The 21,107-nt window shown below is 63.1% G+C and carries 19 protein-coding genes and 2 tRNA genes; 12 read left to right on the forward strand and 9 right to left on the reverse strand.

Annotated elements, in window-relative coordinates:
- From AC1D08_RS08400 to AC1D08_RS08410, 3 genes are all read right to left on the reverse strand, one after another.
- On the reverse strand, nucleotides 1-1,017 hold the full coding sequence (locus tag AC1D08_RS08400) for an aldose epimerase family protein (protein ID WP_477422943.1): 1,017 nt from the start codon (nucleotides 1,015-1,017) through the stop codon (nucleotides 1-3).
- Between the two features lie 98 nt (nucleotides 1,018-1,115).
- Nucleotides 1,116-2,573 (reverse strand): NAD-dependent succinate-semialdehyde dehydrogenase, encoded by a 1,458-nt coding sequence (locus AC1D08_RS08405; RefSeq protein ID WP_095087470.1) that lies wholly within the window; start codon nucleotides 2,571-2,573, stop codon nucleotides 1,116-1,118.
- Between the two features lie 227 nt (nucleotides 2,574-2,800).
- Nucleotides 2,801-3,748 (reverse strand): AEC family transporter, encoded by a 948-nt coding sequence (locus AC1D08_RS08410; protein WP_457150918.1) that lies wholly within the window; start codon nucleotides 3,746-3,748, stop codon nucleotides 2,801-2,803.
- A 112-nt stretch (nucleotides 3,749-3,860) separates the two neighbouring features.
- On the opposite strand from AC1D08_RS08410, the gene AC1D08_RS08415 reads away from it, so the two are divergent.
- Nucleotides 3,861-6,881, forward strand: coding sequence for a caspase family protein (locus AC1D08_RS08415; RefSeq protein WP_477422945.1), 3,021 nt, complete (start codon nucleotides 3,861-3,863; stop codon nucleotides 6,879-6,881).
- Nucleotides 6,882-6,977: 96 nt separating this feature from the next.
- Entirely contained in the window at nucleotides 6,978-7,526 is a 549-nt protein-coding gene (locus AC1D08_RS08420; protein WP_457150920.1) for a histidine phosphatase family protein, read from the forward strand.
- Here AC1D08_RS08420 and AC1D08_RS08425 read toward each other — a convergent pair.
- On the reverse strand, nucleotides 7,523-7,993 hold the full coding sequence (locus AC1D08_RS08425; RefSeq protein ID WP_457150921.1) for a hypothetical protein: 471 nt from the start codon (nucleotides 7,991-7,993) through the stop codon (nucleotides 7,523-7,525). The genes AC1D08_RS08420 and AC1D08_RS08425 overlap by 4 nt on opposite strands.
- Nucleotides 7,990-8,250 (reverse strand): hypothetical protein, encoded by a 261-nt coding sequence (locus AC1D08_RS08430; RefSeq protein ID WP_477422947.1) that lies wholly within the window; start codon nucleotides 8,248-8,250, stop codon nucleotides 7,990-7,992. Before AC1D08_RS08430 ends, AC1D08_RS08425 begins: the two co-directional genes overlap by 4 nt.
- 248 nt (nucleotides 8,251-8,498) lie before the next feature.
- Here AC1D08_RS08430 and AC1D08_RS08435 point away from each other — a divergent pair.
- From AC1D08_RS08435 to AC1D08_RS08475, 9 genes are all read left to right on the forward strand, one after another.
- Nucleotides 8,499-8,572 (forward strand) — tRNA-OTHER (locus AC1D08_RS08435).
- Nucleotides 8,573-8,574: 2 nt separating this feature from the next.
- Nucleotides 8,575-8,643 (forward strand) — tRNA-Leu (locus AC1D08_RS08440).
- Nucleotides 8,644-9,014: 371 nt separating this feature from the next.
- The gene (locus AC1D08_RS08445; protein ID WP_477422949.1) at nucleotides 9,015-10,157 is read left to right on the forward strand and encodes a slipin family protein; all 1,143 of its coding nucleotides are present in this window, start codon (nucleotides 9,015-9,017) and stop codon (nucleotides 10,155-10,157) included.
- Nucleotides 10,158-10,334: 177 nt separating this feature from the next.
- Nucleotides 10,335-10,616 carry an acyl carrier protein gene (locus tag AC1D08_RS08450; RefSeq protein WP_010909964.1) on the forward strand — a complete coding sequence of 94 codons (282 nt, stop codon included), beginning with the start codon at nucleotides 10,335-10,337 and terminating at the stop codon, nucleotides 10,614-10,616.
- Between the two features lie 56 nt (nucleotides 10,617-10,672).
- The gene (locus AC1D08_RS08455) at nucleotides 10,673-11,863 is read left to right on the forward strand and encodes a beta-ketoacyl-ACP synthase (protein WP_477422951.1); all 1,191 of its coding nucleotides are present in this window, start codon (nucleotides 10,673-10,675) and stop codon (nucleotides 11,861-11,863) included.
- Nucleotides 11,864-11,917: 54 nt separating this feature from the next.
- Nucleotides 11,918-13,189 (forward strand): beta-ketoacyl-ACP synthase, encoded by a 1,272-nt coding sequence (locus AC1D08_RS08460; RefSeq protein ID WP_457154323.1) that lies wholly within the window; start codon nucleotides 11,918-11,920, stop codon nucleotides 13,187-13,189.
- A 36-nt stretch (nucleotides 13,190-13,225) separates the two neighbouring features.
- Complete coding sequence (locus AC1D08_RS08465; protein WP_457154322.1) at nucleotides 13,226-14,254, forward strand: zinc-binding dehydrogenase; 1,029 nt, start codon at nucleotides 13,226-13,228, stop codon at nucleotides 14,252-14,254.
- 12 nt (nucleotides 14,255-14,266) lie between these two features.
- On the forward strand, nucleotides 14,267-15,253 hold the full coding sequence (locus AC1D08_RS08470) for a lipid A biosynthesis lauroyl acyltransferase (RefSeq protein ID WP_457154324.1): 987 nt from the start codon (nucleotides 14,267-14,269) through the stop codon (nucleotides 15,251-15,253).
- A gap of 9 nt (nucleotides 15,254-15,262) precedes the next feature.
- Nucleotides 15,263-16,195 carry a class I SAM-dependent methyltransferase gene (locus tag AC1D08_RS08475; protein WP_477422953.1) on the forward strand — a complete coding sequence of 311 codons (933 nt, stop codon included), beginning with the start codon at nucleotides 15,263-15,265 and terminating at the stop codon, nucleotides 16,193-16,195.
- On the opposite strand, the gene AC1D08_RS08480 is transcribed toward AC1D08_RS08475, so the two are convergent.
- The 4 genes from AC1D08_RS08480 to AC1D08_RS08495 form a co-directional block, all read right to left on the reverse strand.
- Complete coding sequence (locus AC1D08_RS08480; RefSeq protein ID WP_477422955.1) at nucleotides 16,174-17,394, reverse strand: NAD(P)-binding domain-containing protein; 1,221 nt, start codon at nucleotides 17,392-17,394, stop codon at nucleotides 16,174-16,176. The genes AC1D08_RS08475 and AC1D08_RS08480 overlap by 22 nt on opposite strands.
- Nucleotides 17,395-17,552: 158 nt before the next feature.
- Entirely contained in the window at nucleotides 17,553-18,761 is a 1,209-nt protein-coding gene (locus AC1D08_RS08485; protein WP_457154513.1) for a carboxylate--amine ligase, read from the reverse strand.
- A gap of 364 nt (nucleotides 18,762-19,125) precedes the next feature.
- Entirely contained in the window at nucleotides 19,126-19,554 is a 429-nt protein-coding gene (locus AC1D08_RS08490; RefSeq protein ID WP_095087450.1) for a L,D-transpeptidase, read from the reverse strand.
- Between the two features lie 25 nt (nucleotides 19,555-19,579).
- Complete coding sequence (locus AC1D08_RS08495) at nucleotides 19,580-19,777, reverse strand: hypothetical protein (RefSeq protein WP_143748794.1); 198 nt, start codon at nucleotides 19,775-19,777, stop codon at nucleotides 19,580-19,582.
- Between AC1D08_RS08495 and AC1D08_RS08500 the strand changes: the two genes are divergently transcribed.
- On the forward strand, nucleotides 19,776-21,056 hold the full coding sequence (locus AC1D08_RS08500) for an acetylornithine deacetylase/succinyl-diaminopimelate desuccinylase family protein (RefSeq protein ID WP_477416909.1): 1,281 nt from the start codon (nucleotides 19,776-19,778) through the stop codon (nucleotides 21,054-21,056). The two genes, AC1D08_RS08495 and AC1D08_RS08500, sit on opposite strands and share 2 nt — an antisense overlap.
- Nucleotides 21,057-21,107: the final 51 nt, after the last annotated feature.

Raw genomic sequence — 21,107 nt, forward strand, 5'->3', positions numbered from 1 at the left:
CTAAGGGAGCCGGAAGCGGTATTCGGTGACGTGATGGTAGATCGCGCCCGGCCACAGCGTTGCCTGCGGGAAATACGGCCGGTTCGGCGCATCCGGCCAGACCTGCGGCTCCAGGCAAAACCCGCAGAAGGCCTTGTAGTCTCGCCCTTCCAACCCCTTGCGCGGCGTCACGTACTGGCCGGTATAGAGCTGGACGCCGGGCTCCGTGGTCCACACCTCCATCTCGACACCGGAACTCGCCCCTTGCGTCCAAGCTGCCTGTTTGAGCGGCCCGCGCGTCGGGGCGAGGCAGAAATTCTGGTCATAGGGCAGCTGTTCACCCTCGGTCTCCATGCGCAGCGGCCGCGCCTGGCGAAAATCGAAGGGCGTGCCGTCAACCGGCTTGACCACGCCGGTCGGGATCATGTCGCCATCGACGGGCAGATAGGCGCCCGCATTCAGCATCATCCTGTGGTCGAGGATGTCGCCAGCGCCACCATCATCCAGGTTGAAATAAGAATGCTGGGTGAGATTGCACAGCGTCGGCTCCTCGCAGGTCGCGGTGAGTTCGACACTGAGCGTGCCGGGGATCTTCAGCCGGTAGGTGCAGGTGACGTCGAGCGCGCCGGGAAAGCCCATCGTGCCGTCGGGATCATGCAGCGTGAGCGTGACGAAATCCCTGCCATGCAGCGAAACCGTCCACGGCCGGTGGAAAAAGCCTTGCGAGCCGCCATGCAGCGTGTGCTTGTCGAGGAAGTTGCGTTCGGTCTGGTAGCGCTGGCCGGCGATGGTGAAGCGGCCATCCCGGATGCGATTGGCGTAGCGGCCGACGACGGCGCCGAAGAAGGCGGTGTCGGTCTCATAGGCCTCCAGACTGTTATAGCCGAGCACCAGCGGCGCATCGTGTCCGGTGAGGCGCAAATCCTGGATGATTGCGCCGAGCCCGATGATGTTGGCGGTAAGACCGCCACCCCTGATCGCGAAGCGACGCACCGGCTCGCCTGCCTGCGTCGTACCGAAAACCTCACCGTCCTTCATTCGTCATGCTCGCAAACGCCAGTTGATTCAGAGAATTTCGGCTGGTTTTCTCGACGCAAGCGGGCAGGTCACAGACCTGCCCGCTTGGAGCTAGTCTATCAGAGGCCGAGGCCACCGATGCAGACATATTTGGTGTCGAGGTAGTCCTCGATGCCCTGATGTCCGCCTTCCTTGCCGAGGCCAGATTCCTTGACGCCGCCGAACGGCGCCTCGGGCGTGGTGATGAGGCCTTCATTGACGCCGACCATGCCGTATTTCAGCCCTTCCATGACGCGGAAGGCGCGGCCGAGATCGCCGGTGTAAAAATAGCAGGCGAGGCCGAATTCGGTGTCGTTGGCGAGCGCGATGGCTTCCTCTTCGGTCTCGAACTTGAACACCGGTGCGACCGGGCCAAAGATTTCTTCCTTCATGAAGCGCATCTTGGGCGTCGCATTGGCGATGACCGTCGGCTGGAAGAACGAACCGCCGAGCGCGTGACGCTTGCCCCCGGCGACGATCTTGCCGCCCTTGGCAGTCGCGTCGGCAATCAGCTCCTCGACCTTCTCGACAGCCTTTTCGTCGATCAGCGGTCCCTGCTGCACGCCGTCCTCGAGGCCGGAACCGACCTTCAACCCGTTGCTTGCGGCAGCGAGCTTTTCGACGAACTTGTCATAGACGCCGGCCTGAACCAGGAAGCGGTTGGTGCAGACGCAGGTCTGGCCGGAATTGCGGTATTTGGCGGTGATCGCGCCGGCGACGGCACGCTCGAGATCGGCGTCGTCGAAGACGATGAACGGCGCGTTGCCGCCAAGCTCCATCGACACCTTCTTGACGGTGACCGAGGACTTCTGGATGAGAAGCTTGCCGACCTCGGTCGATCCGGTGAAGGTGATCTTCGACACCAGCGGATTGGCGCAGATCTCGTCCCCGATCTCGCTGGCCGAACCGGTCAGGATGTTGATGACGCCCTTGGGGAAACCGACTTCCTCTGCGAGCGCGCCCCAGGCCAGACCCGAGTACGGGGTCTGCGAGGCCGGCTTGACGACCGCGGTGCAGCCGGCGGCAAGCGCCGGTCCGAGCTTGCGGGCCAGCATCGAGGACGGGAAATTCCACGGCGTGATGGCGGCGATGACGCCGACCGGCTCCTTGGTCACCAGGATGCGGCGGTCCGCCCATGGCGAGGGCACGACGTCGCCATAGGTGCGGCGGCCTTCCTCGGCGAACCACAGGATGTAGGAAGCGGCCGAGCCGATCTCGCCCTTGGACTCGAACAGGGACTTGCCCTGCTCGATGGTGAGCAATTCGGCCAACACGTCCTGATTGTCCATCATCGCGTCATGCAGCTTGCGCAGCAGCTTCGAGCGCTCGAGCGCGGTCGTCTTGCGCCACGACTTGAAGGCAGCTTCGGCGGCCTCGATGGCACGGCGGGTCTCGGCCTTGCCCGACTTCGGCACAGTGCCGATCTTGAGACCGGTGGCCGGGTTGTTGACGTCGACCGTCTGGCCGCTGTCGGCCTGCACCCATTCGCCGTTGATGAGATTGGCCTGCCGCATGAAATGGCTGGTTTTCTGAAGCATGGTCTATCCTCCGTTCGGCGCACTGACGGGCCGGTCTGTGAAGTCTTCGGTGAGCGTGCGCCATGGAATTGAAGCCGGCACGCCGGAGCCACTGCTCTTTACCTAGGGCAAGGCCCGCAAGCAATCGCTACATGGCATATAGGGGTTGGGCCAGCCCGAGGCGAGAGCAGGCCGACATATGGCAGGAAGATCGCAGGCCGGCATTATCTGAATATCAGCATAACCTGTCAGAAAACGTGGAGCACCACCGTCAGCCAGAAAGCAGTCGTCACAGCGGCGCAGGCCGTGGCGATGGTCATCTGGTTCGATGCCAGCGCCTGGCCGGTGTTGAACTGCACGGCGATGAGATAGGAATTGATGCCGGATGGCAGCGCCGCGATCACGACCGCCACCTTGGCCGTCAAGGGCGGCAGGCCGAGCAGCCAGACGAAGGCGAGAACCAGCGCCGGCATCAAGAACAGCTTCAGCACCGAAAGCGCCAGCGCCGGACGGACATTCCCCGAAATGCCGAAGCGGCGCAGGCTGAGCCCCATGGCAAACAGCGCAACCGGCCCGGCCGTATCGGCCAGCGCATCGACCAGTCGCATGGCAAGGTCGGGCAGCGGCACACCGCTGAGGCGCCATGCCAGTCCCGCCAGAATGCCGATGATCAGTGGATTGATGAAAAGCCGCCGCAGGAAACTACGGATGATGCGCAAGGGGTGCATAGGCTCGCTGCCAGTCCGGCCGAACATCTCGAACAGGACGATCGACGCCATCATCATGACCGGCAGATGGACGGAGACGAGCAGCGACAGCACTTCGAAGCCGCTCGGGCCGAATATGCCGAGAATGAAGGGGGCACCGAGCAGCACGACATTGGAGTAGGCCGACGACACACCGCCGACGACCCCGGCACGTGCATCCCGTCCGAAGATCCGCGTGGTGACGAGATGGCCGGCGGCCCAGGTGATCGCTACCGCCGCGAAATAGGCGCCCCACAGGGACCATGGCGCGACGCCGTGGAAATCGGCGTTCACCATGGTCTGGAACAACAGCAGCGGCATGGCCACGCTGACCGCGAAATCGGATATCCCCTCGCCGCTCGCCGGTCTGAGATAGCCTGTGAACCCGGCGAGATAGCCGAGCGCGACAAGGCTGAAGACGAAGAGCACGGTTTCGGTGAGCGGAGACATTTTTCCCGTGATAGGCGAGCCACGGTCGTGGCGCAATCTCGCCTGAATTTGATCATGGTCGGCTGGCAGCGTTATAGAGGGTTTGGATCATCGGGGCGGGCGCGAACGACAAATGGCCTTTGTCGAAACTTCGAAGCGTAATCTTTTCCGGCAGGCGTGGCTGACAGCTTTCGCCACTGCCCTGTTTTGCCTTGCCGCGACAGCGCTTCAGGCCGCTGAAACGAAAAGCCTGAAGGGTGTGGCGCTGATCATCGGCCAGTCGAAATACGAACATATCGCCGCCCTCCCCAACCCGGCCAACGACGCCCGCGACATGGCCAAGATGCTGACCGACCTCGGCTTCGACGCCCGTAACGTCACCGACCGCGACGCCGCCAAGCTGAAGCGCGACCTGGAGCGATTCACCGAGGATGCCGAAGGCGCCGATGTCGCCTTCATTTACTATTCCGGTCATGGCATCGAGGCCGGCGGCGAGAACTATCTGGTGCCGGTCGATGCCGACATATCTTCCCTGAAGGATGCCGACGCGGCCCTGGTGCCGATTTCCGCCGTCATGGGTGCCTTGAAGACGACCGTGCCGGTGACGATCGTGCTGCTCGATGCATGCCGCACAAATCCGTTTCCGGCGGACGCAGTGGTGCGGCGCGCCCCGACCGCCTCCGCCTCGCCGATTGGCGCCGGCGGACTGGAACCGGTGCGTGGTGCCAAGGCCCTCGGCAATGCGGCGGCGACAGACGCGAGCCTGGGCACCGTGGTCGGCTTTGCCGCCGAACCCGGTCGCCCGGCACTCGATGGCGTGGCTGGCGAAAACAGCCCTTACGCGGCCGCCCTGCTGCGCCACCTCGCGGCGATGAAAGGCACCGAGTTCGGCTCGGTCATGCGCATGGTGACCGAGGAGGTCTACCTCGACACCAAGGCCAAGCAGCGTCCCTGGGTCAATGAAAGCCTGCGCCGCCTGCTCTATTTCGGTATTGCACCACCGGAGCCGACCGGCGACGACGGGTTGATCACCAGCGAGCGGCGGCAGTTGCTGTTGACCATTTCCGACCTGCCCGACCCGAAGCGGGCACAGGTGGAACTGGCCTCGCTGCAGGAGGGCGTGCCGCTCGACGCGCTTTATGGCGTGCTGAAGGCGCGCGGCACGGAAAAAATCCCCGAGGATCCGACGGATCTGCAAAAGGTGCTCGACGCCCAGGCCGAGCGCCTGAAGAAGATGATGTCCGAGCGCGCGGCGTTGCGCACCGACGATCCCGAGATCAAGCGCCTCGTCGCTTCCGCCGACGAGGCCATCGCCCAGGGCGCCATCGTGACGGCGCGCAAATTCCTCGATGGCGCGGTCGGCCGGGTCGAACAGACAGGCGATGCGGTCGATGAGGCCGAAGATCTCGTCAAGCAGAAGCGCCTTGCCGATGCCGCGATCTACGCCAGGCGCGCCGATGCCTCGGCGCTGGTCTTCGATTATAAGTCCGCCGCCGGCGACTACGCCAAGGCGTTTTCGCTGGCCGAAAAATGGGACGACAAGCTGCGCTGGAACTACAAGAACCAGGAAGCCGAGGCGTTGAATACTTTCGGCTATGCCTCTGGCGATCTCGAGGCGCTGCAGCATTCCATCGAGGCCTATCGCATCATCCTGAACTTTATCCCCAACGGCGAACAGAATCGCGACTGGGCGATCACCCGCAACAACATGGCGGTGGTGCTGCAGACCATCGGCGAGCGCGAGACCGAAACCGCTCATCTCGACGAAGCGGCACAGATTTTTCGCGATTCCCTCGTCGTGTTCGAGCGCGAGAAGGACGACCTCAACTGGGCCGCCGCGCAGAACAACCTCGCCAATGTGCTCTTGAAGATCGGCGAACGCGAGAGCGACCCGAAGCGCCTGAATGAAGCGGTGGCGGCAATGCGCGCCACCCTCGAGAAGCGCCCACGCGACAAGGTGCCGCTCGACTGGGCAGCTTCGCAGAACAACCTCGGCCTGGCGCTCTACGCACTGTCCGAGCGCGAGGCCGCCGGCGAGCATCTGACGCAAGCGGAGGCGGCCTACCGGCTGGCGCTTGAGGAATACACGCGCGAAAAGGTGCCTGTGGAATGGGCGATGGTCGAGAACAATCTCGGCAATACGCTTGTGTCGCTTGGCATCCAGCTCAACGACAAGGCAAAGATCAACGCGGCGGCCGACGCCTTCCGCGCCGCGCTCGAGGTGCGAACCCGTGAAACCTTCCCGGTCTCCTGGGCCACCAGCCGGCTCAACCTCGGCAACGCGCTGAGCGGCGTCGCCCGCTTCGACTTGGGCACCAGCGCGCTCGAGGAGGCCGCGGCGGCCTATGACGATGCGCTGACGGTGTTTACCCGGCAGCGTTTTCCGATGGACTGGGCGTCGGCGCAGAACAATCTCGGTTCGATCTACCAGACGCTTGGCCAGCGCACCCGCGACGCGGCCAGGCTAGAACAGTCGGCGGCGGCGTTCCAGGCCGCCCGACAGGTCTATGTCAGACGGAAATTCCCGCTCGACTGGGCAATGAGCCACTACAATCTCGGCAACACGCTGCAGCTGCTTGGAGGCGTGACCGACAAGCCGGAACACTATGGCGAGGCGATCGCCGCCTACCGCGATGCGTTGCGCGAATACAAGCGCGAGACGAACCCGCGGCAATGGGCGCTGGCCCAGGCCGGCCTTGGCTCGACGCTGCACTGGCTGAGCATGAGCAACGCCGACCCGAAGACCCTGCTCGAGTCCATCGCCGCAGGGCGGGCGGCACTTGAAGTGTTGACCGTCGAAGCCGCACCCGTCGACTGGGCCAATGCCCAAAACGGCATCGGCAGGAGCCTTCTCAACCTCGGCAATCTCCAGCGGACCGACAAATATCTCGGCGATGCCGAGGCCGCCTTCACGGCAACGTTGAAGGTGTTCACCCGCGAAAGCCAGCCGATGCAGTGGGCCTTCGAACAGAACAATCTCGGCGACATCCACTGGAACCGCGCCAGCTATGGTGGCGGCAAGGCCGAATATCGAAAGGCGATCGAATTCTTCGAGAACGCCAAGCAAGGCTTTACCGAAGCCGGCTATACGATGCCCATCCCGTTGACCGACCAGAAGATCGATCTGGTGAAGAAACAACTGGCGAAGAAGTAGGGCTCTGTCCGACCGCGCCTTGTCTTTCGGCTGGCTTTACCGTCCCTATATGTCGAGTCACCGGAGCCCATGCCGGGAACCGGAGAAGGATAGCCTATGATTCGATTTTTGTTGGCTTTGCTTCTGTTCGCTATCCCGGCCGCGGCCCACGCAACGGACGCCGGCTGGGCGCTGTTGCGCGACGGCGGCCATGTCGTGCTGCTTCGCCATGCTATGGTCACCGGCACCACCGATCCGGCCAATTTCGACATCGACAGCTGTGCCACCCAGGTCAACCTGTCGGCGCGCGGCAAGCAGCAGGCGAGCAAGATCGGCGCCTTGTTTGCGGCGCGGGCGGCACCCATCGAGCGTGTGCTGTCTAGCCGCTATTGCCGCTGCCTCGACACCGCGCGCATCGCCTTCGAGGCCGAGCCGGAGCTGTTTGCGCCGCTCGATCTCCTGAAGGGGGATGAGACGCAGAAGGCGGCGCAGATCGCGGCAATCATGAAGGAAATCCGCGCCTATTCCGGCTCCGACAATCTGGTCATGGTCACCCATCTGGAAGACATCGTGGCGCTGACCGGCGTCTCGCCACGCGAAGGCGAGGCCGTGGTCGTCGAGCCGCAGGGCGACGGCCTGCGCGTGCTCGGTCGGGTCACGTTCTAGTCGTGGCGATGACCGACTGACGCGTCGGTGAGCAGCCACGCATCGATGCGGACTTGCCATGCCTGGATCATGCGCGCGAACGCGTCCTCCGTCAGCGCCGACAGATACGACCTGCCTGACGCGTTCAGGGCGGTGAACGTGTAGGCGATCGATGCCTCGGTGCCGCCGTCAGCCGCCGGATTGCAGGCCACCTCGACAAATCCGAAACGTGAATCCGGCGTGACCCTGACATAGCGGACACGATGCCCGACAGGATCCCAGTCAGCGCAGGCCCAGAGAGTCGTCTCATCACCATGGGCGGTCCGGAAGACCATGCCTTGCCGCGTTTCGCCGCCTTGCGGATGCAGAAACTCCGGATCCCAGCCCTCCACCCACAATGTCTCGCCGATCGGCGAGAACAGCGGAAAGACGCGATCGACCGGACCGGAAAGGACGATGCTGTGGCAACGCTCAAGATGGCTCGTCATCCGCCTTCGCCCTTCCGTTCGACCAGACGGTGGCTGTCCGCGGCGCCAAGCTCCAGCCCATAGATGCGCTTCAATTGGCCGATTGTTTCGAGCGTCGCCGGCGAAAACGGCGTCTGCCCTTCGAAAGCATGCAGCACGATGCCCTCGATGAGATCGCCGAGGCTCATGTCGCGGTGTTCGGCCAAGGCCTTGAGGACCTTCACCAGTCGCTTTTCCAGGCGAACCCCTGTCTGCACGCGCTCTATATCCATGGCCATCGTGTACCATGGTACATTGGTACACGCAAGCGCACGCCGGCGACTGCCGTTTGTGTTGCCGAAATGCCACCACTGAAAGAAGCCGCAAATTGACCACGACAATGCCGCTTGCGACAACCCGTCGCAGGGGCTATAGGCGCGCACCCGGTCACGAAAACCGAAGTGAGCACAACGGTTGGAGCTTTCGTCTCCGCCCGTGCAGGCGGCTTTGCCGCCCTGTATACGGCGCCGCTTTGGGGATTGGGATCGCGGATATAGCTCAGCGGGAGAGCGCCGGATTTGGTTCCGGAGGTCGCAGGTTCGATTCCTGCTGTCTGCACCACGGATAGCTCAGATTGGTAGAGCATCAGATTTAGGTTCTGATTGTCGAAGGTTCGAATCCTTCTCCATTGGCCTGATAAGCCAGCACCCTGCCACGGTGTTATCTGAAAAACGGTCCGGGGACTGGAATGCTGAAGATCTGACGGACGGCCCAAGCCCTTCGGGCGCGGGCCATCCTGAAAGTCTGACGCCATCGGCTCGCGGCCAGGCCCGCGGTGATGGTCAAGGCGCAGCGTCGCCGGCAAGGGAGGCCAAGGCCTCCGGCGCCCGCTTCGCTGCCCCGCGATCCGCTCCCGCAGGCCCGCCACGGATTGATGCCACCAGTCCCCGGATCATTCGTGCCCGGATCAAGACGCAAGAGACGATGTGAAACGAGAAACGAAGGGAAGATCGACGCATGACTTGACGCCTCGCATGGGGCCATGCCCGACAGGAGTAAGACAATGACCATTCTTGACAAGGTTCTTGGACGCGAGCGCGTCCTCGTAAGGGAAAACGAACGTGCCCTCACCCTGTACAAGGGTGAGATCAAGGCTGTCCTGCTGCCGGGCGAACATTGGCTCGCCAACCGGCGCGGAAGCCTCGAGGTGTCGCGGCACGATCTGAAGAACCCGGAATTCGTTTCGGCATACGAGAAGGCGTTGTTCGACAAGCTCCCGGATGTAGCCGCGCGTCATTTCACCGTCGTTCGCACCGGGCGCACGGACGTCGCCGTCATCGAGCGTGACGGCAACCTGCATGCCGTGCTGGCGCCGGATCGCAAGCTCGTGCTGTGGACGGATGCCGGTCCGTGGAAGGTGACGCTGATCGACACGTTGGCCGATCTGGCCATCGATGCGGCGGTCATGCGCCGGCTCGGCCAGGCCCGGAAGGCGGAACTGATGTCCGTCCATCCGGTCGTCGACGGCCAGGCCGGACTGCTGTTCATCGACGGTGTCCTCGTGCGGACGCTGTCGGCGGGCGTGCATGCTTTCTGGAACGTCGGACGCATGGTGCAGATCAAGGTCGTCGACCTCAAGCGCCAGTCGCTCGACGTTGCCGGGCAGGAAGTGCTGACCAAGGATCGCGTCACGATCCGCGTCAACATCGCCGCCGAATACCGGGTCGTCGATCCGGTCAAGGCGGTGAGCGCTGTGAAGGACTTCTCCGAAGCCCTCTACCGTGCCCTGCAGTACGCCTTCCGCAAGACGCTTGGCGCGCTGACGCTCGACCAGATCCTTAAGAAGAAGATGACGGTCGACGAGGAAGCGGCGGCCAAGGTCCGCGCCGACATGGCGGAGATCGGTGTGGAGGTCAGCGATATCGCCCTGAAGGATGTCATCCTGCCGGGCGAGATGCGCGAGATCCTCAACCAGGTGGTGTCGGCTGAAAAGCAGGCCGAGGCCAACATCATCCGTCGCCGCGAGGAGACGAACGCCACGCGTTCGCTGCTTAACACGGCCAAGGTGATGGCGGAGAACCCGGTGATGCTGCGGCTGAAGGAGCTCGAGGCTCTGGAAACCATTGCCGGCAAGGTCGAGCGGCTGACCGTCCACAACGGAACGGGCGGGCTGCTCAACGACCTGGTCAAGCTCCGCGACACTTGAGCTTACGTAACGTCAATGGGAGAGGCCGCCGGGTCGACCGGTGGCCCTTCTTGCGTTTCTTGAGCGCCCTACCCATCTGCGCCCCGCGCATCAGGCCTTTTCCTGCCGGGAAAAACCGATTAGACAGCGCCCAAACACATGCGGACAGATTCCGCCCGCAACCGAAGGAAAAGCCTCTTGTCCACCACGTTCGACAAAGTCGCCAAGATCATTGCCGACACCAGCGAGATCGATATCGACACCATCACGCCCGAGAGCCACACGATCGACGATCTCGGCATCGACAGCCTCGATTTCCTCGACATCGTCTTCGCCATCGACAAGGAATTCGGCATCAAGGTGCCGCTGGAAAAGTGGACCCAGGAGGTCAATGACGGCAAGGCTTCGACCGACGATTACTTCGTCATGAAGAACCTGTGCGCCAAGATCGACGCGCTGGTCGCCGCCAAGACTGCTTGACGTCAGTTGAGCGCGCGATCTTGACGCGCTCTGCCGCCTGACCCACAAAGCCGCCCATGAGCAGCCCCCGCGACGTCGTCATCACTGGTATCGGCCTTGTCTCCTCGCTGGGAGAGGGTCCGGACGCCCACTGGCAGAAGCTCGCCCAGCCCGGCCTGCAGCCGGTGCTCGAGGCCGCGCGTTTCGCGCCCTACACCGTCCACCCCCTGCCGGAGATCGACTGGAACCTGCAGATCGCCAAGCGCGGCGACCAGCGTCAGATGGAGACCTGGCAGAGGCTCGGCACCTATGCCGCCGGACTGGCGTTGGACGACGCCGGCATCAAGGGCAATGACGAACTCTGCACGACCATGGACATGGTTGTGGCCGCCGGTGGCGGCGAACGTGACGAAGCGGTCGATGCCGCCATTCTCGCCGCTTCCGAAAGCCGCAACGACCGCGACGTGCTGCTGAACGAGAAGCTGACCACAGAACTGCGGCCGACGCTATTCCTGGCCCAGCTTTCCAATCTGCTCGCCGGCAACATCTCCATCGTCCACAAGGTGACCGGCTCGTCCAGAACCTTCATGGGTGAGGAAGGTGCGGGCGTCGCCGCCGTCGAAACGGCTGCCGCGCGCATCCGCTCCGGCCAGTCGACCCACATCCTGGTCGGCGGCGCCTTCCAGACCGAACATTCCGACATGCTGCTCGGCTACGAACTTGCCGGCTACCTGCATCGCGGCCCGTGGAAGCCGGTCTGGCAAAGACAGGGCTCTGAAGGTGGCGGCGTGGTGTCGGGCTCCGGTGGCGCCTTCCTGGTGCTGGAGCAGCGCGAACACGCGACAAGCCGTGGGCGCAAGATCTATGCCGAACTCGGGCCGGTCGTCTCCGGCCGCGCCAGGCGGCGGCGCGGAGAACTCGACACCGAGATCACGGCGCTGCTCAGCCAGGCGGCGCTGCCGAACGGCAAGCTGCTTGCCCTGTCCGGCGCGTCGGGCGCTCATGCGGCAACCCGCGCGGAGAAAGCAGCGCTCGATGCCAATCCAGCGATCGCTTCTCGCGGCTTCTCGACGCTGACCGGACATATGAAGGAAGCGCAGTTTCCGTTCGCCGTGGCGCTGGCCGCACTCGCCGTTGACCGCAAGGCCGCCTACCCTGTTTTTGACGCCGCTGCCGAGACGCCATTCGAAGGCGTTCCGGCCACCGTCCTTGCAACGGCGATCGGCTATCACCAATTCGAGGGCATGGCGCTGGTCAACGCCGCCTGAGGCGGTGCTCCGCGATCCATGCTGCAACGATACAAAAAGGTCGAGGGCTCCCGGATGGCCAATCTGAACGATCACATGGGCAGGCCGATCGTCGCCGTCACCGGCATCGGCGTGGTGACCTCGCTTGGCGTCGGCAAGGCCGACAATTGGGCGGCGCTGACCTCGGGCAAGTCGGGCATCCACCCGATCACCCGCTTTCCGGTCGACCATCTCAACACCCGCATCTCCGGCACTGTCGACTTCCTGGCGTCGAGTTCGAAGGGCGCCAGTCCCCTCACCTACGAACTGGCCGAAACCGCCGCGCACGAGGCCGTGGCCGAAGCCGGTCTCAATTCCAGTGATTTCGGCGGTCCGCTTTTCCTGGCTTCGCCACCGGTAGAACTCGACTGGCGCGAACGCTTCTCGCTCTACAATTCCGACAAACAGGATGCCGGCGCCGAAAGGCTGCTGCGGGTCGCGCGCGGGCTGAAGGAAACAGACATTTTCGAGACCACACAGTTCGGCTCGATCGCCGACCGTCTCGCCGACCGTTTCGGCACCCGCGGCCTGCCGATCACGCTCTCGACCGCTTGTGCCTCCGGCGCCACCGCCATCCAGCTCGGTGTCGAGGCGATCCGCCGCGGCGAATGCGACCGGGCGCTGTCGATCGGCGCCGATGGTTCGGCGACCGCCGAGGCACTGATCCGCTTCTCGCTGCTGTCGGCGCTTTCGACCCACAACGACATCCCGGAAAAAGCCTCAAAACCCTTCTCCAAGGACCGCGACGGCTTCGTGCTGGCCGAGGGTTCCGGCGCGCTCGTGCTGGAATCGTTGGAGGCCGCCCTCGCGCGCGGCGCCACCGTTCTCGGCATCCTGCGCGGCTGCGGCGAGAAAGCCGATGATTTCCATCGCACCCGCTCGAAGCCCGACGGTTCGCCGGCAATCGCGGCGGTTCGTGCCGCCCTCACCGATGCCGGCCTGAGCGAAGACGAGATCGACTACGTCAACGCCCACGGCACCTCGACGCCGGAAAACGACAAGATGGAGCACCTGTCGCTGTCGACGGTGTTCGGCGAGCGGATCGGTTCGATGCCGATCTCTTCGAACAAGTCGATGATTGGCCATACGCTGTCAGCGGCTGGCGCGGTCGAGGCGGCGTTCTCGCTGATGACGATGCGCGAAAGCGTCATTCCGCCGACCATCAACTACGACAATCCCGACCCCGCGATCGTGCTCGACGTGGTGCCGAACAAGAAGCGCAATGCCGAGGTTCGCACCGTTCTGTCGAACTCCTTCGGCTTCGGCGGCCAGAACACTTGCCTTGTCATGGCGCGGGAACCGGTCTAAGCGACCTTTTTCCGCCAAACAGAACCGACAGGCTCCATGCGCGCACTGCAACTTATCGAGGACCGCCGTCTTGAAACGGTGGACCTGCCGCCTCCCCCGCCGCCGGCACTCGGTGAAGTCACGCTGCGTATCAAGGCGGTGGCGCTGAACCACATCGACGTCTGGGGCTGGCGCGGCATGGCCTTCGCCAAGCGCAAGCTGCCGTTGGTCGTCGGCGCGGAAGCCTCCGGCGAGGTCGAGGCGGTCGGTCCCGGTGTTTCCAGTCTCTTGCCCGGACAGTTGGTTTCGATCTACGGCGCGCGCACCTGCGGCCTTTGCCGTGCCTGCCGCGAAGGCCGCGACAATCTCTGCGAGCATGTTTCGGGGGTTCACGGCTTCCATCTCGACGGCTTCGCGCAGGAAAAGATCAACCTGCCGGCGCGCCTTCTGGTCCCCGCCCCGCCCGGCGTGACAGATATCGGTGCCGCAGTGGCGCCCGTCACTTTCGGCACCGTCGAGCACATGCTGTTCGACAATGCCCGGCTGCAACCAGGCGAGACCATCCTGGTCCATGCCGGTGGCTCCGGCATCGGCTCGGCGGCCATCCAGCTGGCGAAGCGGATGGGCTGCACGATCATCACCACGGTCGGCTCGAACGACAAGATCGACAAGGCCAGGGCGCTCGGCGCCGATCATGTCATTAACTATCGCGACGACCGTTTCGAAGGCGTCGTGCGCAAGCTGACCAGGAAGAAGGGCGTCGACGTCGTTTTCGAACATGTCGGCGCCGACACTTTTGCCGCCTCGATGCTGTGCCTGAAGCGCGGCGGTCGCCTGGTGACCTGCGGCTCGACCTCGGGCGTGTCGACGCAGATCAACCTGATGCAGCTGTTCCAGCAGCAGTTGAAACTGCTCGGCTCCTTCGGCTGCCGCATGGAGAACATGGCCAACGCCATGCAGAAAATGGCGGCGGGACAGGTCGCACCGGTCATCGACACCGAAGTCGGCTTCGACGATATCGATGCCGCGCTGAAGCGCATGGAAGGCCGCGACGTGTTCGGCAAGATCATCCTGCGCGTCGACTAGAGCTTGACCTCAGTGCTCAAGAAGTTTCGCCGGGATCTCAAATTTCGCTATGGCAGGCAGTTGCGCCAGTTGAACTACTGGCTGGTGGCGCGTGCGGCGATGATGATCATCTCGGCGCTGCGCCTGCTGCCGGCCGACAGCGCGCTGAATTTCGCCGACCGCGTCGCACGCCGTGTCGGCCCTCGGGTCGGGCGCCATCAGGTCGCCGTCGACAATCTGCGCAGGGCCTATCCGGAAAAGAGCGAAGCCGAGATCCAGGCCATCGCCTCCGACATGTGGGGCAACATGGCCCGCCTGGCCGCCGAATACATCTTTCTCGACGCCCTGTTCGACTACGATCCCGCTGCCACCAGTCCGGGACGCGTCGAGGTCAAGGGGATAGAACACTTCATCGAGATCGCCGCCGAAAAGCAGCCGCACATCGTCTTCACCGGCCATCTCGGCAATTTCGAATTGCTGCCGGTGGCCGCCGCAACCTTCGGCATGAACATCACGGCGCTGTTTCGCCCTCCCAACAATCCCTATCTCGCCGACTACATCCTCTCGACGCGCCGCTCGACCATGGGATCACTGCTGCCATCGATGGCCGGCGCCTCGTTTGCGTTGGCCGGGGTCTTGGAGAAAGGCGGCAACATCGGTGTCTTGGTCGACCAGAAATTCACCAACGGCCTCGAGACGACGTTCTTCGGCCGCCCCTGCCAGAGCAATCGCGTGCTGGGAACCCTTGCCCGTCACTACGACTGCGACGTCTATCCGGCGCGCTGCGTCAGGCTTCCGGGCAACCGCTTCCGGCTCGAGATCGAGGACAAGCTGACCTTGCCGCGGACCGCTGACGGCATCGTCGACGTCCGTGCCACCACCCAGCTTCTCAACGACGTGGTCGAGCGCTGGGTGCGCGAAGACCCTGGTCAGTGGATGTGGTTCCACAAAAGGTGGGAGATCGGCGGCCGGCGCAGAAAGCGGCCCCCGCAGGCGGGAGCGCCAGTCGCTGGCGCCTAAGCCCGTTGATTGGCCACCGGTCCTGACATTCGTAGCGTTGTTGGTCAGGGAATCTTAAACGGCCGGGGCGCAGATATCCCAGGGATGTTCATCGGCTGGGACCGTTGCATGGTTAGTCTCGAAACGCGTCGCGCCGACCGGGATAGGCTCGAAGACCGCTCGTTTGGCCGTTTTGGCAGGGCCTGGTCCTTTATCCGCCAGCGAGGCTTGCTGGAGCCGATCAGGCTCGTTCGCCAGCATGGGATCGGCGCGAGCGTTGGCTTTGTCCTGCGGAACGTCCGCTATATCGTCGCCGACCGCCTCGCGCGAAAATGGGATCGCCGGCACGATGTCGATACGGCCGGTTCGATCCAGCTCGCTGCGCTCGATGTCGTCGGCCCGCATCGCAGCAAGGGCAACGAAGCGGTATGCACCTCGCCGAAAACCTTTGATTTCATCATGAAGTCGCTGCCCCAAGACCTCCAGGGCCGCACATTCATCGACATCGGCTCTGGAAAATCGCGGACGCTGTTGCTGGCGTCGCGCTATCCGTTTGCAGAGATCATCGGGGTGGAGTTCGCTCGCGAGTTGGTCGAAATCGCCAGGAGCAACATAAGGCGCTTCAGGAATCCGTCGCAGAAATGCCGCGCGCTCAGTGTCGTCGAGGCGGACGCGGCGACCTACGAATTTCCCGATGCGCCCCTGGTGGTCTATTTCTACAATCCTTTTTCCAAAGACGTTTTCGACATCGTGCTGAAAAATCTCGTGTCGTCGCTCGAACGGCGCCCGAGAAACTGTTTCATCGTCTACGGAAGCTCAAGCCACCGCGCCATCGATTGGGCAAGGCCGGCAATCCGGGCGGCCGGCATTTTCATGGAACTTCCCGTGCCGCCGATGCCCGGCTTCCTCGATGCGATCCGAACCATCGACTACGCGGTCTTTCAGTTTCGCGCCGGAGCGTAACTCTTGCTTCTGGCCTTGACGAAACGCGTGACGTTGCGCGCGGCGTATGGCGTGCCGGCAGTGAAACGCATCAGCGGGCCAAAACTGCCGACGGCGCTCGCACCGACGAAATGTAGGCCTGGAATGCTCGACTCGAACCCCGCGGAGAGCACCGGAGCCCCTTCCCGGCGCGCAATCGCGGCAAGCACATCGGGCGCGAACAGCCCGAGCCTGGCGATATCGATCCGGTAGCCAGTTCCCAGCAGCACGTGATCGAAGGTGGCGACATCCTTCTCGAACCGCAGTTCGATGGCGTGGTCCTTGGCGGCAGCACCGACAATCCTGCTGCCAGCATTGACCTTTATTCCATCGAAGTCCGGCTTCAGCCAGCCTGACGCGCCTGCCCCAAGACTGCGGATGTTGAGCCCGTCTCTGGCTGCCTCCGGAAACCGGTGCACGAAGCCTGGAACTTCGACCAGCCAGGACAGTGGGAAGGGGCCGACCCTCGAGGGAGACGCAAGACGCTCCGAAGCGAAGTCACGCAAACTCCAGCTTTTGTTTCCCGACAGCGTTCGATACCCGAGCCAATGGATGTCGCCACGGCAGACAAGTTCGACATCCGCCCCGCTACGCTTCAGCAGCACCGCGGATTCGCAGGCGCTCTGCCCGCGCCCGATGACCGCGACCCGCTTGCCGCGGAAGGCCTCGTAGCCGGCATGTTCGCTGGCATGGCTGACCAGTTCGGCGGGCATTCCATTGAAGACGGCGGGGATCATCTGCTGATTCATCAGCCCGGTGGCAACGACGACACGCCGCGCTTGGACGGCATCACCATCAGCAAGGGCGAGGCGAAACCCTCCCCTCGCCGTCTCGACACGGCCAACCATGCGCGTATCCAGATCGGGAACCGCCTGGGCCTGTATCCACAGTCCATAGTCGACGAAGTTTTCGAGCAGCAGCGGTTCGCGCGGCGAGATTCCAAGGACCGCTGCGTAGGAATCAAGCGAGAGCGAACCTTTGGTGTGGCCGATATAGGTCGCATGCCAGGGTGAGCGCAGCCTCATGCCTCTCGGCATGTGATCACGCCAGAAGGACATTGCGCCGCCGAGGGCAATCGTTTCAATGCCCGCCGCCTTGAGGGCGGAAGCAACGGCCAGCCCAAACGGTCCGGCACCGATCACAGCCACCTCGCAATCGGTCCTGGGCATGGGAGCGGTCATGTCACTGGTCTCGTGGTTCCGTTTTATCGACGCCTGGTCCCGACTGAAACCCCGGTCGGACACCCCGTCGTCCTAAACATTCCCAGGTTAAGAATGCGGAAATGAACCGCATCCTACCGCCTGTCCGACAGATGACATGGCGTTGTCGGTTAATGGTTTCACCGCCTGCGAAGTATTCGCCTCGTCAACACTCTCCACATGGTCAAGGGTATGTCGATCAGGCCTGGCATCGGGTCGCTTGCCGTGAATGTCGCCCATGCCCGCACCGAACCGAACGAGCGCAAATAGGCCCGCCTTGTCAGCCGGCCACTTGAAATCAACTTGCTGACGGCCACTATATCCCGAACCAGGTACATCCAGGATGTATTCGGCCGCGCCGAGACCGCCCCGACCTCGCGGCCTGACCTGATCGCCCAAAGCATGGCACCGAGATCGACGCCCGCGGCAGCGGCAAGCCCAAACCATGTCCAGGGTCGCGGATTGACATCGAGTATCTTCAACGAGCCATCGCGGGGGTCGCGCTTGAATTCGACCTCCACCAGTCCGTGGTGACCGATCGATCCAAGAAGCCGGCGCGAGGCGTCGATCAGTTGCGGCTCGTCGACGACCTCCACGAACGTGCTGGTATAGCCGAAATCCACCGGATATTGCCGGCTGCGGCGGGCAGTGAACTCGGCCACCGGTGCGCCCCGGTTCCAAAGCGCCGCGTAGGAAAACTGGTTTTCTCCTCCTCCCGGTATCATTTCCTGGACGACGACATTCTCAAAACCAATGTCTTCGGCGGCCCATTTGTAGGCTGTCAGGAACGACGCCTGGTCGTTGGCGAGAATGGCCTTTGTACGGGCGAAACGGCTGCGCCCGCCCATGTTCGGCTTCAGGATGACGGGAAAGCGAAGCTCGGCCGCCCCTGCCTGCTCAACCGAAGTAAACTCGTAGGTCAGCGGAATGGCGAGCGCCAGTTCGCGGGCACGGCGATACAGAAGCGGCTTCTCACAAACCCATTTCAGCTGCTGCCATGGTGGCAGCACCACGTCGAATACATCGGACAGTTGCTCGATGGCTTGCGACACCAGGCGAACTTCAGGATCGCCGCCGGGAACCAGAAGAAAGCCGCCCAATCCCTGGGTCGCAGCCAGGTCGAGCAGGAAGGCAACGGCGCCGTCATCCTCGGGGCCGGGCCACGTCATCTGCCGATGAGCGTAACGCGAAAAGCGGGGCAAAGGCGTGTCGGCGCTTATCAGCCAGACCGGCACTTTCTGCGCACCAAGGCTCCTGGCCAGCGCCAGCGTCCCGTGCGCCCCACCAAGAATAACCACCCCGGCGGGCCGACTGGAAACACGATCGTCCATTTCTGGCTGGGAGAGCATCCGTCAAATCCGACAATCGGTGCGCAGTGGCGAGACTTCTGGTTACCGATTGACCGGCCTGCGAAACGTAGGAGACATCTCATATAGAAGCTGGTCGCCCAGGTGCTGCCACCACCGGCGGAACGTCTCATACCAATGCTTTCCACATGGTAACGAAAATTGGCGCCGCTTTAGAAAGAGGCCCCGGCAGTCGGCAGTGACCATGCCAGGATTGTTATGCGTTCCGACTTGCCACTGGCGTCGACAGCCAAAGCAATTCACAAGAAAGTGCCAACAAACAGTTAGACCGGTTCAGCAATCCACCGACGTTGAACCGGCTAACATAAGACAAGACTGCGCCGCGGACGATGCCCGACTGACGGCCCTAGTTCGTCACGACGATCCGCGTGTTGCCGAAACCCACTTCCCGCACCATCGAATAGAAGGTCGCGGCGTTGGCCGTGTGCAGCCGCACGCAGCCATGCGATGCCGGCCTGCCGAGTTGCCTGACGGCGCCAGTTCCATGGATGGCATAGCCGCCATGGAAGAACACGGAATAAGGCATAGGCGACATATGGTATTTGCGCGAATACCACATCCGTGCCGTGCGTTGCGGCCGATAGGTGCCGCGCGGCGTGAAATAGCCGGATCGCGCGGTGGACACGCTCCACCGGTAGACCGAAAAGCCGTATCTGACCGTCATCGTCTGCGACGACACGTCTATGTTTGCAACGAGGCTGGCCGCCCAGCCTTGCCCCGCGGCACCGAACAGCATCGCGACAAACACGGCTGCCATGAGAACAGTCTTTTTCATGCGATCAAACCCCTTTGATTGCCCCTTACTTGCCTGCCATCACGTTGTTTTTCATCTTTTTAATGGCGAGTGATGCGATAGCACACACTCCTTGACCAATTCGCCAATCCAAAGCAGCGAATTTGAACGATTTCGCGCGATAGTTGCCGCAACGACACGCCGCACCGGTCTGTTCACCGTCGGGCTTGCAAAACCGCTGATATCGCTGCTCAACTCGTCGCATGAACGAGCGACTCCTCAAGGCGATCGATGACCGGCGCGACGATGTCGTCGCGCTGACCGCCGACCTGATCCGATTTCCGACCATCAACCCACCCGGCGAGGCCTATCGGCCATGCGCCGAATATCTCGGTGCGCGACTGAAGAAGAGTGGTTTCGAGACCGAATTCATCCGTGCCGAGGGCACACCCGGCGACACCGATCGCTACCCGCGTGTCAATGTCGTTGCACGGTTCGACGGACGGTCGCCGGGCGCCTGCGTCCACTTCAACTCGCATATCGACGTTGTCGAAGCCGGCGACGGATGGAGCGTCGATCCCTTTGCCGGCGTGGTCCGCGACGGCAAGGTCTACGGCCGTGGTGCCTGCGACATGAAGGGTGGCCTTGCCGCCTCGGTCATTGCAGCGGAAGCCTTCATGGAGGTGTTTCCCGACTTTCCAGGCGCCATCGAAATATCGGGCACTGTCGACGAGGAATCCGGCGGCTTCGGCGGCGTCGCCCATCTGGCCAGGCTCGGCTATTTCTCGAAACCCAGGGTCGACCACGTCATCATCCCCGAACCACTGAACAAGGACCGCATCTGCCTTGGTCATCGCGGCGTCTGGTGGGCGGAGATCGAGACCAAGGGCGAGATCGCGCACGGCTCGATGCCGTTTCTCGGCGACAATGCGGTGCGCCATATGGGCGCCGTCCTGCAGGCCTTCGAGGATGAACTATTCCCCGCGCTCGATCGCAAGACGACGCGCATGCCGGTGGTGCCCGAAGGCGCCAAGCGCTCGACCATGAACATCAACTCCATCCACGGTGGCCAGACCGAGGATTTCCGGCCCGGCCTGCCTTCGCCCAACGTGCCCGATTCCTGCCGGCTGACCATCGACCGCCGCTTCCTGCTCGAGGAGGACCTCGACACGGTCAAAGGTGAAGTGACCGGCATTCTCGACCGGCTGAAGCGCGAGCGGAAAAAATTCGACTATGAGATCCGCGACTTGATGGAAGTGCTGCCGCTGATGACGGAGCGCGACGCGCCCGTGGTCAAGGCGGTGGCGCAGGGCATCATGGCGATCTTCGACCGCGAACCGGACTATGTCATCTCGCCCGGCACCTACGACCAGAAGCACATTGCCCGCATCGGCCATATCTATGATTGCATCGCCTACGGTCCGGGCATTCTAGACCTCGCCCACCGGCCGGACGAATGGGTCGGGATATCGGACATGGTGGAAGCGGCCAAGGTGATGGCGATCGGGCTCAACGTGCTGCTGCGCGGCACAGCCACGGGATAGTCGCATCGCAACAAGCTTCGACCAGCCGACAGGGCTGTCACGGCAAAAACA

Source organism: Mesorhizobium sp. P2_E6 (assembly GCF_056403835.1).